Source organism: Paracoccus sp. NBH48, from assembly GCF_015390265.1.
GTDB lineage: Bacteria > Pseudomonadota > Alphaproteobacteria > Rhodobacterales > Rhodobacteraceae > Paracoccus > Paracoccus marcusii.
Genome location: NZ_VUOJ01000001.1, coordinates 480,149 through 495,117 on the forward strand (window position 1 = coordinate 480,149; position 14,969 = coordinate 495,117).

The 14,969-nt window shown below is 67.4% G+C and carries 13 protein-coding genes; 10 read left to right on the forward strand and 3 right to left on the reverse strand.

Annotated features, from left to right (window positions below):
* The first annotated feature begins 62 nt into the window (after positions 1-62).
* On the forward strand, positions 63-1,868 hold the full coding sequence (locus tag F1642_RS02320) for an ABC-F family ATP-binding cassette domain-containing protein (RefSeq protein WP_194885362.1): 1,806 nt from the start codon (positions 63-65) through the stop codon (positions 1,866-1,868).
* Here F1642_RS02320 and F1642_RS02325 read toward each other — a convergent pair.
* A complete protein-coding gene (locus F1642_RS02325; RefSeq protein WP_194885363.1) occupies positions 1,865-2,848 on the reverse strand; it encodes a putative zinc-binding metallopeptidase in 984 nt (327 codons plus the stop codon). The genes F1642_RS02320 and F1642_RS02325 overlap by 4 nt on opposite strands.
* Before the next feature lie 249 nt (positions 2,849-3,097).
* On the opposite strand from F1642_RS02325, the gene rplU reads away from it, so the two are divergent.
* The 4 genes from rplU to F1642_RS02345 all read left to right on the forward strand — a co-directional run bounded on the left by rplU (position 3,098) and on the right by F1642_RS02345 (position 5,564).
* On the forward strand, positions 3,098-3,511 hold the full coding sequence (rplU, locus tag F1642_RS02330; protein ID WP_139597460.1) for a 50S ribosomal protein L21: 414 nt from the start codon (positions 3,098-3,100) through the stop codon (positions 3,509-3,511).
* Positions 3,512-3,523: 12 nt separating this feature from the next.
* Positions 3,524-3,796: a 50S ribosomal protein L27 gene (gene rpmA / locus F1642_RS02335; RefSeq protein ID WP_045999405.1), complete on the forward strand. Its 273-nt coding sequence runs from the start codon at positions 3,524-3,526 to the stop codon at positions 3,794-3,796.
* A gap of 106 nt (positions 3,797-3,902) precedes the next feature.
* Positions 3,903-4,487, forward strand: coding sequence for a GNAT family N-acetyltransferase (locus F1642_RS02340; protein WP_232303256.1), 585 nt, complete (start codon positions 3,903-3,905; stop codon positions 4,485-4,487).
* Positions 4,488-4,550: 63 nt separating this feature from the next.
* Positions 4,551-5,564, forward strand: a complete 1,014-nt coding sequence (locus F1642_RS02345) for an LLM class flavin-dependent oxidoreductase (protein ID WP_139597461.1) — start codon at positions 4,551-4,553, stop codon at positions 5,562-5,564.
* A 68-nt stretch (positions 5,565-5,632) separates the two neighbouring features.
* Here F1642_RS02345 and F1642_RS02350 read toward each other — a convergent pair whose 3' ends face one another.
* Both F1642_RS02350 and F1642_RS02355 read right to left on the reverse strand, forming a co-directional pair.
* Complete coding sequence (locus F1642_RS02350) at positions 5,633-6,367, reverse strand: Bax inhibitor-1/YccA family protein (RefSeq protein ID WP_045999403.1); 735 nt, start codon at positions 6,365-6,367, stop codon at positions 5,633-5,635.
* Between the two features lie 104 nt (positions 6,368-6,471).
* On the reverse strand, positions 6,472-7,440 hold the full coding sequence (locus tag F1642_RS02355; protein ID WP_194885364.1) for an NADPH:quinone oxidoreductase family protein: 969 nt from the start codon (positions 7,438-7,440) through the stop codon (positions 6,472-6,474).
* A gap of 190 nt (positions 7,441-7,630) precedes the next feature.
* Here F1642_RS02355 and F1642_RS02360 point away from each other — a divergent pair, with 190 nt between their 5' ends.
* The 5 genes from F1642_RS02360 (at position 7,631) to F1642_RS02380 (ending at position 14,827) form a co-directional block, all read left to right on the forward strand.
* Complete coding sequence (locus F1642_RS02360) at positions 7,631-7,990, forward strand: helix-turn-helix domain-containing protein (RefSeq protein ID WP_042244532.1); 360 nt, start codon at positions 7,631-7,633, stop codon at positions 7,988-7,990.
* 136 nt (positions 7,991-8,126) lie between these two features.
* On the forward strand, positions 8,127-8,912 hold the full coding sequence (locus F1642_RS02365) for an inositol monophosphatase family protein (RefSeq protein ID WP_194885365.1): 786 nt from the start codon (positions 8,127-8,129) through the stop codon (positions 8,910-8,912).
* A 24-nt stretch (positions 8,913-8,936) separates the two neighbouring features.
* Entirely contained in the window at positions 8,937-10,295 is a 1,359-nt protein-coding gene (gene mgtE, locus F1642_RS02370) for a magnesium transporter (RefSeq protein ID WP_127898294.1), read from the forward strand.
* Positions 10,292-10,834: a 5-formyltetrahydrofolate cyclo-ligase gene (locus F1642_RS02375; RefSeq protein ID WP_370582744.1), complete on the forward strand. Its 543-nt coding sequence runs from the start codon at positions 10,292-10,294 to the stop codon at positions 10,832-10,834. The genes mgtE and F1642_RS02375 overlap by 4 nt, the downstream gene beginning before the upstream one ends.
* A gap of 420 nt (positions 10,835-11,254) precedes the next feature.
* Entirely contained in the window at positions 11,255-14,827 is a 3,573-nt protein-coding gene (locus tag F1642_RS02380; RefSeq protein WP_194885366.1) for a vitamin B12-dependent ribonucleotide reductase, read from the forward strand.
* Positions 14,828-14,969: the final 142 nt, after the last annotated feature.

The following is a 14,969-nucleotide window of genomic DNA, read 5'->3' on the forward strand; positions in this document are numbered from 1 at the left end:
ACCGAACCTGTCAAGCAATGCGGTGGATTGACCCCGACGCGGCGCCGGGCTAGGGCGCGGTCATGGCACGCGCACCCCTTTTGCAACTCTCCGAGATCTCGCTGACCTATGGCGGCGATCCCATTTTCGAGGGCCTGTCCCTGAACGTTCAGCCGGGCGACCGCGTCGCGCTGGTCGGTCGGAACGGGTCGGGCAAGTCCACCCTGATGAAGGTGATGGCAGGTTTCGTTGAACCCGACCGGGGCGAGGTGGTCCTGGCCGCCGGCGTCTCGACCGGCTACATGGAGCAGGACCCGGACCTGTCGGGCTTCGAGACGCTTGGCGAGTTTGCCCGCGACGGGTTGGAGCCGGGCGAGGATTACCGCGTCGACATGGCCGCCGAGGGGCTGAAGTTCGACCCCGACCGCCCCGTGGCCACCGCATCGGGCGGCGAACGCCGCCGTGCCGCGCTGGCCCGCCTGCTGGCGCAGGCGCCCGAACTGATGCTGCTGGACGAGCCGACCAACCACCTGGACATCGAGGCCATCGGCTGGCTGGAGGACCATCTGTCCCAGACCCGTGCGGGTTTCGTGCTGATCAGCCACGACCGCGCCTTTCTGCGCCGCCTGACCAAGGCGACGCTGTGGATCGACCGTGGCCAGGTCCGTCGGCAGGAACGGGGCTTCGAAGGCTTCGAGGATTGGCGCGAGGCGACCTGGGCCGCCGAGGATGACGCCCGCCACAAGCTGGACCGCAAAATCAAGGCCGAGGCCCGGTGGGCCGTCGAGGGCATCAGCGCGCGCAGGAAGCGCAACCAGGGCCGGGTCCGCGCGCTGGCCGCCCTGCGGGCCGAGCGCAGCAGCCAGATCCGCCGTCAGGGCACCGCCGCAATGGCGTTCGACAGCGGCACCACCAGCGGCAAGAAGGTGGTCGAGGCCACCGGCATCGCCAAGGCCTTCGGCGACAAGACCATCCTGCGGCCCTTCGATCTGCGCATCCAGCGCGGCGATCGCATCGCCTTTGTCGGCCCCAACGGCGCGGGCAAGACCACGCTGATCAAGATGCTGACCGGAGAGATCGCCCCCGACCAGGGCACGGTCACGATGGGCACCAACCTGGAGATCGCGGTCTTTGATCAGGCCCGCGCCGCGTTGAACCCCGACCAGACGCTGTGGGAATCGCTGACCGGCGACCCCGAGATGCGCGTGTCGGGCCGCGCCGATCAGGTGATGGTGCGGGGCCAGCCCAAGCATGTCGTGGCCTATCTGAAGGATTTCCTGTTCGACGACGCCCAAGCCCGCGCACCCGTCCGCAGCCTGTCTGGCGGCGAGAAGGCGCGTCTGCTGTTGGCGCGGCTGATGGCGCGGCCGTCGAACCTGCTGGTCATGGACGAACCGACCAACGATCTGGACGTCGAGACGCTGGATCTGCTGCAGGACCTGCTGGGCGAATATGACGGCACCGTGCTGCTGGTCAGCCACGATCGCGATTTCATCGACCGGGTGGCCGACACCACCGTGGCGATGGAGGGTGACGGCCGCGCCACCGTCTATGCCGGCGGGTGGAGCGATTACCAGGCGCAGCGCGGCGAGACCGTGGTCGAGGAACCCGTCGCGGTCGCCAAGGCCGCGCCGGTGACGGAAAAGCCCAAGGCCGCGCGCGATGGCCTCAGCTTCACCGAACGGCACCGGCTGGACGCGCTGCCCGGCATCATCGCAAAGCTGGAGGCGGAGATCGCCAAGCTGTCGGAATTCATGTCCGACCCGACGCTGTTCCAGACCGCCCCGGCCAAGTTCGAAAAGGCCAGCCTGGCTCTGTCCGAACGCCAGGCCGCCCTGGCCGATGCCGAGGAGGAATGGATGTCGCTGGAAGAAAAGGCCGCCGTCTAGGCGGCCTCCCCCTCGCTGCGGGCAAGGTGGTTCTGCAGCCAGCCATGGGCGAAGGCGATCTTGTGCCGGACCGGCACGGTCAGCACGAACGGGTAGAGGTCGCTGTTGTCCAGCGCGCGATTGATATCGTTAACCGCGATGGTGATCTCGGCCGCGATGTTCAGCAGGCGATACGGATCGGTCTCGGAATAGGGGTGATAGTCCGGCGGCACCCCCGGCATGTCCAGATGAGTGCTGCAGAAGCTGTCGGCCACGTCCGTCAGGTGCAGCAGGTGGGCGACCGTCTCGGCCCAGTCCTCGTGCGGGTGCGAGGTGGCATAGCTGGTGATGAAATCGCCTGCCGGGTCGCGCGGATCGGCATAGTGGTTCTTGAGGGCCTGGGCGTAATCGGCCCGCTCGTCGCCGAAGACGGCGCGGAAGGTGGGCAGGAAATCGGGCAGGACCTTCAGGCGGTCGAACAGGAAATGCGCGATCTCGTGGCGGAAATGGCCGACCATCGAGCGGTACTGCTCGCCCAGCTTCAGCTGGCGTTTCAGGCGGATCAGCTCGTCCGCCTCGGTCACGTTGATGGTGATCTCTCCGTTGGCATGGCCCATGATGATCTGCTGATCGCGCCCGCCGGTATGTTCCGACAGCATCAGGAACCGCGGACGCCGCCCGGGATCGGCCGGGGTGAACCAGTCCCATTCCGCAAGGTTGGCCAGAACCCACCGCTTGGCGCGTTCGGCGCTGGCCAGCAGGCGCTGGTTGTCGCCGATGTTCATCACCGGCACGACATGCGACATGGCGCAGGACGCGCAGAAGCCGCCCGGAACCTCGGCCGCCCAGTTGCAGGCGATGCGCAGGCGGTTGGCGCAATGGGGGCCGTCCGCCACCATCCGCCGCAAGACCGGCGCATAGACCAGTGGCTCTCCGCACAGACAGATCAGATTGTGGAAATAGGCGCGCGTGCCGCAATGCGGGCAGGAGAAGCGTTGCATCAGCTGGGGTCCGGTCCTGTCAGTGGCAGGGTACAAGCCCCGCGGTGCCGCAGGGTTCCGCACCATCGCACCAGCCTTGACAGGCGGGCCCGGATCGGGCAAATGCAGCGCACCGGCAGGGCATCCGCCCTTGGCCGGTCGATTGTTTTTAACGACACCCGCACAAGGGTGCGCCGTCCGAAGGCGGGGTTCGCCCCCCAACGCCGACATTGTCGGGGCCGCAGGACGCGGTGATGAAGGAAGAAAGCGATGTTCGCGGTTCTGAAAACTGGCGGCAAGCAGTACAAGGTGCAGGCGGGCGACGTCCTGCGCGTTGAAAAGCTGAATGCCGCGGCTGGCGATACGGTCCAGTTCAACGATGTGCTGATGGTCGGCTCGACCCTGGGCGCGCCCCTGGTCGCCGGTGCCTGCGTGCAGGCCACCGTGATCGAGCAGATCAAGGCCGACAAGGTCATCACCTATGTCAAGCGCCGCCGCAAGCACAGCTCGCAGCGGACCCGCGGTCACCGCCAGCAGCTGACGCTGCTGCGCGTCACCGACGTGCTGGACAAGGGTGCGGACAAGACCGGCGTCAAGACCGCCGTCGGCGCCCGCACGAAGGTCGAGGCCGCCGATGCGCCCGCCAAGACCAAGAAACCGGCCAAAGACGCCGCTGAAGCCTAAGGAGAACGACCCATGGCACATAAAAAAGCAGGCGGTTCTTCCCGCAACGGCCGCGACAGCGCGGGACGCCGTCTTGGCGTCAAGCTGTTCGGTGGCCAGGCCGCCATCGCGGGCAACATCATCGCACGTCAGCGCGGCACCACCTGGTGGCCGGGCGTGAACGTCGGCATGGGCAAGGATCACACCCTGTTCGCGCTGACCGACGGCCATGTGAGCTTCAAGAAGGGCCTGAAGGGCCGGACGTTCATTTCGATCGTCCCCGCCGAGCTGGAAGCAGCCGAGTAACCTTAGCGTAATATTCTGATGCTAAGGGGGGATCGGCGAGAGCCGGTCCCCCGAACCGTTTTATCGTCACATTTATTGATCGGTTTCTTGGGGAGGAAACATGGTGATGTCTGCACCCATGCGCGAGGGGAGTCGTCTGGACGACCTTGCGCCCGTCTTGGCCGATGGCCCGGCCCAGCCCGTGATCGCGACAGAGCGCTTCACGCTGCGACCGCTGCGCGCCTCTGATGCCGGCCTGATCGAACATTACACCGCCGACCGACGCGTGGCCGAAGGCACGCGCGCCATCCCCCATCCCTTGCCCCGCGGCGCCGCCGAGAGTTTCGTCGCCCGCTCCCTAGCCGCGGATCGGTCCGAGGATGTCTGGGCCATCGACGGGTCGGACCACAAGCTGGCCGAACTGCTGGGCGTCGTGTCGCTGACCCGCATGGAGGGGTCGCAGTCGGAACTGGGCTTCTGGATCGGCGCGGGCTTCTGGAACACCGGCTTCGCGACCGAGGCCGTGGCGGCCCTTGTCGCGGCGAACCCGCACGGGGCACGGACCCTGTTCGCCGAGGCGTTTCAGGACAATCCGGGATCGGCCCGGGTGCTGACCAATTGCGGCTTCGTCTATCTGGGCGATGCCGAAAGCTGGTCCGTCGCGCGGGGCGGCCGGGTGCCGACCTGGACCTATCTGCGCAAGATGGCCTGAACGACTGCCTGATATGTCCTGTCCCGTCATTGCAAAGCGGGGCAGGCGGCCTAGATCAAGGGAATGACACAGCATCTTCCCTATTCCGTTCTCGACCTGTCGCCGGTTCCCGAAGGGTCCACGGCGCAGGACGCCATCCGCAACACGATCGACCTTGCCCAACATGCCGAGGGCTGGGGCTATCACCGCTTCTGGTTGGCCGAGCATCACAACATGCCCGGCATCGCCAGCGCCGCGACCGCGGTCCTGATCGGACTGGTCGCACAGGCGACCAGGACGATCCGCGTGGGGGCGGGCGGCATCATGCTGCCCAATCACGCGCCGCTGACCGTGGCCGAGGCCTTCGGGACCCTGGCCACGGCCTTTCCCGACCGCATCGACCTGGGCCTGGGCCGCGCGCCCGGGGGTGACGGCGCGGTGATCCGCGCCCTGCGCCGCGATCCGATGGCCGACAGCTTTCCGCAGGACGTGGTCGAGCTGCTGGACTATCTGGGCCCTGAACGCGCGGGCGCGGCCGTCCGCGCGCTGCCCGGAGAGGGGACGAACATCCCCGTCTGGATCCTGGGCAGCAGCCTGTTCGGCGCGCAGCTGGCGGCGCATCTGGGCCTGCCCTATGCCTTTGCCAGCCACTTCGCGCCCGAACAGCTGGAACAGGCGCTGAGCATCTATCGCGAACGGTTCCGACCCTCGCCCTGGGGGCAGAAGCCCTATGCGGTGCTGGCGGCGAACGTCTTTGCCGCCGACGACGCCGGAGAGGCCGCCTATCTGCGCACGACGATGCAGCTGGCCTTCGCGCGCCTGCGGACCGGCCAGCCCGGCAAGCTGCCGCGCCCGGTCCGCGACATCGACGCCGAGATCGGCGCGCAGATGCGCCAGGCCGTCGACGGTGCGCTGCGCATCAGTGCCGTGGGCGACCGCGAGCGCGTCCGCGACCAGCTGTCGCGTCTGGTCGAGACCTATCGCCCCGACGAGGTGATCCTGACCGGCCAGATCCACGATCACACGGCCCGGCTGCGCAGCTTCGAGATCGCGGCCGAGGCGGCATCGTCCCTGCCGCCGGTCCGGAAGGCCGCCTGAGACCCCGCCATGCAAAAGCAAAAGGCCCCCGAAAGGGGGCCTTTTTTTCATGTCGCAGGTGCGCTGGATTATTCGCGGTTACCCATGAAGGACAGCAGGAACATGAACAGGTTCAGGAAGTCCAGGTACAGCTTCAGCGCGCCCATGATGGCGGACTTGCCCAGGAAATCCGCACCCGACCCCTGCATCTGCAGGTAGGTGTTCTTGATGTTCTGCGTGTCATAGGCGGTCAGGCCCGCAAAGATCAGCACGCCGATGACCGAAATCGCGAACTGCATGGCCGAGGAGGCGATGAAGATGTTCACGATCGACGCGACGATTAGGCCGATCAGGCCCATCAGCAGGAACGTGCCCCAGCCCGACAGATCCTTCTTGGTGGTATAGCCCCACAGGGACAGGCCCGCGAAGGCGATGGCCGTGACCAGGAAGGTCTGGACGATCGACACCCCGGTATAGACCAGGAAGATCGAGCTGATCGAGACGCCCATCAGCGCCGCGAAGGCGTAGAAGACCCCGGTCGCCGCCGAGACGGACAGCCGGTTCAGGGCCGCGCCGAAGGCGAACACCATCAGCAGCGGCGCGAACATGATCACCCAACGCAGCGGCGAATTGTACAGCGTGTTGGCCACGGCCGGGTTGGTCATGGCGGCGGTCGCGGTGCCATAGGCGGTCGCGGCGGTTACACCCATGCCGACCGCCATCAGCCCATAAACCTTGTTCATGTAGGCCCGCAGGCCCTGGTCGACCGCCGCCGTGCGGTGGCCTACGCCCTGCGCGGTACGGTACGTGTTGTAATCTGCCATCGATGTCTCCCTTGGAAGGCATGCCGACGCAGTGCCGGCTTGGGTCCAATATCGGTGGAAAGGCGGGATTTTTCAATGCCGCGCTTGGCTCAAATGCGTCGGGATCACAGCGTGATGACCACTTTGCCGACGCTGCGCCGCTCTCTCAGCATGACGTAGCCCTGGGCCAGATCGTCCAGGGGCAGGGTGGCGCCCGCGACAGGGTCCAGCCGGCCCGCGCGGAACAGGTCGAACAGCGCGTCGATGCTGTCCCGCAGCGCCTGCGGGTCCAGCCCGCGATAGCCGCCCCAGTAGAAGCCGTGGATGGCGATGTTCTTGACCAGCGCATGGTTCAGCGGCAGCACCGGGGGGCGACCGCCGGCAAAGCCGATGACCAGAAACCGCCCGCCGGGACGCAGGGCGCGGAACGCAGCCTCGCCCGGTTCGGCGCCCACGGGGTCATAGACCACGTCCGCGCCGCCAAGATCGCGCAGCGCCGCGCGCAGATCGGGGCAGGTGGCGCTGTCGATCACGTCGGATGCCCCCGCCTGGCGGACCACCTCGACCTTGTCGGCGCCGCGCGCGATGCCGATCACCCGCGCGCCCATCGCGACGCCGATCTGCACCGCGGTCAGCCCGACCCCGCCCGCGGCCCCCAGAACGACCAGCGTCTGTCCCGCCTGCAGCGCGCCGCGCCCGGCCAGGGCCAGATGACTTGTCCCATAAGCCACCTGAAAGCCCGCCGCCTGTTCCAGCGTCATGGCGTCCGGAATGGCCTGGACGGCCCCCGGATCGACCGCGATCACCTGCGACATCGTGCCCGGTGCCGAAACGACCACGCGTGTGCCGGCAACCAGGCCCGATCCGGCGGGTGCCGAGAGGACGGTGCCCGCCCCCTCCAGCCCCGGCACGAAGGGCGGATCGGCCGGTTCCTGGTACTGTCCCTTGGCCTTGAGCAGGTCGGCAAAATTCAATGCCGCCGCGCCCATGCGCAAAAGCACTTGATCGGGACCGGCCACGGGGGGCGGAACATCCCGGATCACCGGGTCCTGCCCCAGGGCCGAGATGAAGGCTGCGCGAATCATTTGTGACATGTATTGTGGCCCTCGGATGTTGTCTGCACGTTCGCATCCCCGCTGGCCAAGTCAACGCGATGCCGATATGGCCGCAAGGACACCCCTGGACCTGTCTTTATGGTCAGGAAAGCCCCGATTAACCAAGTTGACACTCGAAAATTGTGCCTTTCCGGGCTAGAGCATCCTGAGATTGCAAAAGGTTGGGGCAATGAAGCATAGTGTAGATGTTCACGTTGGTAAGCGTATCCGCCATCGTCGCTGGATGATTGGCATGACTCAACAGCAACTCGCCGACAAGGTCGGCATCAAGTTCCAGCAGATCCAGAAGTACGAGACCGGCATGAACCGCGTCTCGGCCTCGCGTCTGTGGGACATCGCGCGGGCGGTCGACGTTCCGGTCAGTTTCTTCTTCGAGGGCCTGTCCGAGGGCGAGGTTCCCGGCGTGGTCGAAGGCGACATCTTCGCCGACAAGGAAGCGCTGCAGCTGGTGCGCGCCTATTACGCCATGCCCGAGGCGCAGCGTCGCCAGATCTTCGAGCTGGCCCGCGTCCTGTCCGACGCGGCCTGAAAGGCCTGACCGCCAGAAGGCGGATGACCCTGCCGCCGTCCCGCGCCGCTTGACCGCCGGACGACGGCCCCCTTTGACCGCTGGTCCCCCGGCGCATGACAGGCTACACCCGGCGTGACGACACGCAGGGGGCCGCATGCAGGACGCAGACCAGATCACCCGCACCGCGCATCTGATGGCAGACGCTGCCCGTCGGGCGATCCTGCCGTGGTTCCGCCACGCGGATCTGGCGGCCGACAACAAGCGGCCGGCCGATTTCGACCCGGTGACCCAGGCCGACCGCGATGCCGAACGCGCGATGCGCGACGTGCTGGCGCGCGAGCGGCCCGATGACGCCATCCTGGGCGAGGAATATGGCGCGACCCCCGGCACCAGCGGGCTGACCTGGATCCTGGATCCGATCGACGGCACGCGCGCGTTCCTGTGCGGGGCGGCCAGCTGGGGCGTGCTGATCGGCCTGTCCGACGGGCGGGACGTCATCTATGGCCTGATCGACCAGCCCTATGTCGGCGAGCGGTTCGAGGGCGGGCTTGGCCATGCCCGGCTGACCTCGGCCGCGGGCGAACGGGGGCTGCGCGTGCGCGGCGGGACGCCGCTGGAGCGCGCGACGCTGCTGACGACCTTTCCCGAAATCGGCACGGCGGCCGAGGCCACGGCCTTTCGCCGCGTGGCCGACCGGGCGCGGCTGACGCGATACGGGCTGGACTGCTATGCCTATGGCCTGCTGGCCCTGGGCCAGGTCGATCTGGTGATCGAGGCGGGGCTGCAATCCTATGACATCGCGGGTCCGCTGGCGGTGGTGCAGGCCGCGGGCGGCATCGTGACCGACTGGCAGGGCGGGTCCGCCGCCCAGGGCGGTCAGGTGATCGCCGCCGCGTCCGAGGCGCTGCACCGCGCGGCGCTGGATCTGCTGAACGGCTGACACGACAAGAACGCAGGGGGCAGCATGGCCGACGAAAACCGCGCGACCGAAACCGACGATCTGCTGAACCGCGTCGACGCGGCGGTCGAGGCCGGCGACCGCGCCGCACTGGACGCGGCCCTGGAGCCGATGCACCCGGCCGACATCGCCGACCTGATCGAGCGGCTGACCCCCGGCGACCGCCGCGCCTTCCTGACGCTTTACGCCGACGGCATCGACGGCGATGTCCTGTCCGAGATCGATGAATCCATCCGCGAGGAGGTGCTGGAGCAGCTGCCCCGCGCGGTCCTGGACGATGCCGTCCGCGAGATGGACAGCGACGACGTCGTCGACCTGGTCGAGGACCTGGACGACGCCGAGCGGGCGCTGATCCTGGCCGCGCTGGATGCTGGCGACCGCGCGGCGGTCCAGCAGTCGCTGGCCTATCCCGAATATTCCGCCGGCCGCCTGATGCAGTCCGAGGTCGTCACCGCGCCCGAGCATTGGACCGTGGCCCGTGCCATCCAGTTCCTGCGCGCCGAGGAATGGCTGCCCGAACAGTTCTATCACATCGTCCTGGTCGATCCGCGCCGCCATCCGGTGGGCTATGTCACGCTGGGTCGCCTGCTGGCATCGCGCAGCGACGCCACGCTGCGCGAGCTGGCCGAGGATAGCTTTCGCACCATCAGCGCCTTTGCCGAGGAGGCCGAGGTCGCCTATGTCTTCAACCAGTATCACCTGATCTCTGCCCCCGTCGTGGACCGCGATGACCGCCTGGTGGGCGTCATCACCATCGACGACGCGATGCAGGTCCTGGACGAGGAGCACGAGGAGGACATCCTGCGCCTGGCCGGGGTGGGCGACGAATCCAGCATCTCGGACAGCGTGATGCAGACGGTGCGCCAGCGCGTGCCGTGGCTTGCCACCAACATCGTCACCGCCCTGGCCGCCGCCAGCGTCATCGCCTTCTTCGAGGACGCCATCGCCCAGCTGGTGGCTTTGGCCGTGCTGATGCCGATCGTGGCGTCGATGGGGGGCAACGCGGGGACGCAGACGCTGACCGTCGCGGTGCGCGGCCTTGCGACGCGCGACCTCAGCCGGGCCAACGCCCTGCGCGTCGTCCGGCGCGAGGTCATCGTAGGGCTGACCAACGGGGTGTTCTTCGGGGTCATCATGGCTGCGATCACCTGGGTCTGGTTCCGCGATCCGGGTCTGGCGGCGGTGATCGGGTCGGCGATGATCATCAATCTGCTGGTCGCCGCGCTGGCGGGCATCCTGATCCCGCTTGGCCTAAACAAGCTGGGCGCGGACCCCGCGCTGGCGTCGGGAACCTTCGTGACCATGATGACCGACGTCATCGGTTTCCTAGCCTTCCTGGGGCTGGCCACGGCGGTGCTGCTGTGACCGCGGACAAGGCCCTGCTGCGCGCGCAGGCGCTGGCGGCCCGTGCGGCGGGCGGCGACGGGCAGGCCCTGTCGCGCCACCTGATCGCGACGCTGGCACCCCATGCAGGCGCGGTTCTGGCCGGATACTGGCCCATGCGCGACGAGGCCGATCCCCGCGCCGCGATGGCCGCGCATGACGGGCCGTTGGTGCTGCCGGTGGTGACCGGCAAGGCGCGCCCGCTGGTCTTTCGCCGCTGGCGCGACGAGGCGCTGGTGCCCGGACCCTTCGGCACGGCGCACCCGGCCGATTCGGCCGAGGTGCTGACGCCCCGCGTGCTGATCGTTCCGCTGGCGGGGTTCGACCGGCAGGGAAACCGCCTTGGCTATGGCGGCGGGTTCTATGACAGGACGTTGGAATTGCTGCGCAAATATGGTCCGGTGACGGCGATCGGGCTGGCCTATGCCTGCCAGCAGCTTGACCTGATCCCGGCCGAGCCGACGGACCAGCCGCTGGACCTGATCGTGACCGATGATGGTGTCCTGACGCCCATGCGCTGATTTCCGCCGGGCGTGGCAGATCTGCATCGGCTGTGTGCAACCGGGGGATGAATTGCGGATAAGCCTGTGGACAAGTCGTGGAATGCGGTCGGCAAGGGACTGTTCGGACGTGATTTTTGACGCCGTATGCCGCGTGCACCGCCTGTTCCTGCATGTCTCTGTGCGCGAATCTTGCACGCAGCCATGGGGCGGTCTGTCAACGGCCTTCGCGAGGCCGATCGCTAAAAAATTCGGTTGAAACAGCGTCGAAGCGGCGGCAGTTTGTGGGCAATCGCCAGTGTGGCACAAGATGTGGTGGTCCTATCGGGGGCGACCACAGGAACGTCGCAGCAGTCCTGATCTGACGGCCGTCCCCTGAGGCGGACGCGCCCTGCACGGGCGGATCGCGGCTGCGCGCAGGGGACCGGAAGGACAAGCAGGATGAAGATCGAGCGGCGCTTTACCACGGAAACCGGCGGGGCCTATGGCGGCATCGCGTTCACCACCACCCTCAGCGAGATCCGCAATCCGGACGGCACGGTGGTCTTTCGCAACGACGCGGTCGAGGTCCCCGAGGGCTGGAGCCAGGTCGCAAGCGACGTCATCGCCCAGAAGTATTTTCGTCGCGCCGGCGTTCCCGCGCGGCTGAAGCCCGTCCGCGAAAAGGGTGTGCCTGAATTCCTGTGGCGCCACGTTCCCGACCACGCCGCGATGGCCGACCTGCCCGAGGACGCCCGGTTCGGCGGAGAGACCAGCGCCGCGCAGGTCTTTGACCGCCTGGCGGGGGCCTGGACCTATTGGGGCTGGAAGGGCGGCTATTTCACCACCGAGGCCGATGCCCGCGCCTATCTGGACGAGATGCGCCACATGCTGGCCCGCCAGATGGGTGCGCCCAACAGCCCGCAATGGTTCAATACCGGCCTACATTGGGCCTATGGCATCGACGGGCCGGGGCAGGGGCATTTCTATGTCGATCACAAGACGGCCACGCTGACCGCATCGACCAGTGCCTATGAGCATCCCCAGCCGCATGCCTGCTTCATCCAGTCGGTCAGCGACGATCTGGTGAACGAGGGCGGCATCATGGACCTGTGGGTCCGCGAGGCGCGCCTGTTCAAGTACGGTTCGGGCACCGGCACCAACTTCTCGTCGCTGCGCGGCGAGGGTGAGCGGCTGTCCGGCGGCGGCAAGTCGTCGGGCCTGATGGGGTTCCTGAAGATCGGCGACAGGGCCGCGGGTGCAATCAAGTCGGGCGGCACGACGCGCCGCGCGGCCAAGATGGTCATCTGCGAAATGGACCATCCCGACATCGAGGCCTTCGTGAACTGGAAGGTGATCGAGGAGCAGAAGGTCGCGTCCCTGGTCGCCGGCTCCAAGCTGCACGAGCGTGAGCTGAACGGCATCTTCGCGGCGATCCGCACCGGCGGCGGAGAGGTCGATCCGGCCCGCAACGACGCCCTGAAGGCCGCGATCCGCAGCGCCAAGCGCGCGATGATCCCCGAGACCTATGTGAACCGCGTGCTGCAATACGCGCGCCAGGGCTTCGACAGCATCGAGTTCCCGACCTATGACACGGACTGGGATTCCGAGGCCTATGTGTCGGTGTCGGGCCAGAACTCGAACAACTCGGTCCGGGTGACGGATGCCTTCCTGCGCGCGGTGCGCGAGGATGCGCCGTGGGAGCTGATCCGCCGCACCGACGGCACGGTCGCCAAAACCGTGTCTGCGCGCGACCTGTGGGACCAGATCGGCCACGCGGCCTGGGCCTGCGCCGATCCGGGCATCCAGTTCCACGACACGGTCAACGCCTGGCACACCTGCCCCGAGGACGGGCCGATCCGCGGGTCGAACCCGTGCAGCGAATACATGTTCCTGGACGACACCGCCTGCAACCTGGCGTCCATGAACCTGCTGACCTTCTGGACCGACGGCCGGTTCGACGCCGACGCCTATGTCCATGCCAGCCGGCTGTGGACCGTCACGCTGGAGATCAGCGTGCTGATGGCGCAGTTCCCCTCGCGCGAGATCGCGCAGCGCAGCTATGACTTCCGCACGCTGGGGCTGGGCTATGCCAATATCGGCGGTCTGCTGATGAACATGGGCCTGGGCTATGACAGCGACCAGGGCCGCGCGATCTGTGGGGCGCTGTCGGCGATCATGACCGGCACGGCCTATGCGACCAGCGCGCGGATGGCGGCGGAACTGGGCGCGTTCCCAGGCCATGCCCGCAACGCCGACCACATGCTGCGCGTGATCCGCAACCACCGCGCCGCGGCGCATGGCACGGCGTGCGAGGGCGTGAACGTCGCCCCCGTGGCGCTGGACGCCGCGAACTGCCCGGATGCCGGCCTGGTCGAGCTGGCCCGCGCGGCCTGGGACGAGGCGCTGGCCCTGGGCCAGGCGCACGGCTTCCGCAACGCCCAGACCACCGTCATCGCGCCCACCGGCACGATCGGCCTGGTGATGGATTGCGACACGACCGGGATCGAGCCGGACTTTGCCCTGGTCAAGTTCAAGAAGCTGGCGGGCGGCGGCTATTTCAAGATCATCAACCAGTCGGTCCCGGCGGCGCTGGAGAAGCTGGGCTATGCGCCCGCGCAGATCGAGGAGATCGTGGGACACGCGGTGGGCCACGCCACCTTGGGCAACTGCCCCGCCATCAACCATGCATCGCTGGCCGGTCACGGCTTCGGCGCGGCCGAGATCGCCAAGGTCGAGGCGGCTCTGCCGTCGGCCTTCGACATCCGCTTCGTCTTCAACCAGTGGACGCTGGGAGAGGATTTCTGCCGCGGCACCCTGGGCATCCCAGCGGACAAGCTGTCGGACCCCAGCTTCGACCTGCTGCGCCATCTGGGCTTCAGCCGGGCGCAGATCGACGCGGCCAACGACCATGTCTGCGGGACGATGACGCTGGAAGGCGCGCCGCATCTGCGGGCCGAGCATCTGCCGGTGTTCGACTGCGCCAATCCCTGCGGCAAGACCGGCACGCGCTATCTGTCGGTGGAAAGCCACATTTACATGATGGCCGCGGCGCAAAGCTTCATTTCCGGGGCGATCAGCAAGACGATCAACATGCCCTCCAGCGCGACCATCGCGGACACGCTGGCGGCGTACGAGCTGTCGCACAGCCTGGGGATCAAGGCCAACGCCCTCTATCGCGACGGCTCCAAGCTGAGCCAGCCGCTGGCCAGCGCCCTGATCGAGGATGACGAGGAGGCCGAGGAGATCCTGGCCCACGGGTCCACCCACGACAAGGCCCGCGTCCTGGCCGAGAAGATCGTCGAGCGCGTCATCGTCAAGGAGATCGTCCGGTCGAACCGCGAGAAGCTGCCGCAGCGCCGCAAGGGGTATACCCAGAAGGCCATCGTCGGCGGTCACAAGGTCTATCTGCGCACCGGCGAATATGACGACGGCAAGCTGGGCGAGATCTTCATTGACATGCACAAGGAAGGCGCGGGCTTCCGGGCGATGATGAACAACTTTGCCATCGCCGTGTCGGTGGGCCTGCAATACGGCGTGCCGCTGGAGGAGTTCGTGGACGCCTTCACCTTCACCCGGTTCGAGCCGGCGGGCATGGTTCAGGGCAATGACAGCATCAAGAACGCGACCTCGATCCTGGACTATGTGTTCCGCGAGCTGGCCGTCAGCTATCTGGACCGCACCGACCTGGCCCATGTCGCCCCCGAGGGCGCGCGTTTCGACGAGATGGGCGGCGGCGAGGACGAGGGGCGCCCCAGCCAGCCGTCCGAACTGAAGTCGCTGACGATGCTGAAGCAGATCAGCAGCGCGGGCTATCTGCGCAAGCGGATGCCGCAGGACCTGATGGCGCTGCAGGCCGGCGTGTCGGTGACGGCCGTCACGACGGGCATGGCCACGGGGCTGGACCTGCGCGCCAAGGCCCGGATGCAGGGATACGAAGGCGATCCCTGCGGCGAATGCGGCAACTACACGCTGGTGCGCAACGGCACCTGCATGAAATGCAACACCTGCGGCGGCACCAGCGGCTGCAGCTGAGCATGGGTGGGGAATAAGTCGGCCCCCTGTGCCGTTTCCCTATCGACAGGCCCGACCCGTCGCAGCAGCAAGCGCGCACAGACGCGCGACGACTGACCCCCGTGCGCGGCCCCGTGCACGGGGGTCTTTTTCACGGCGATTT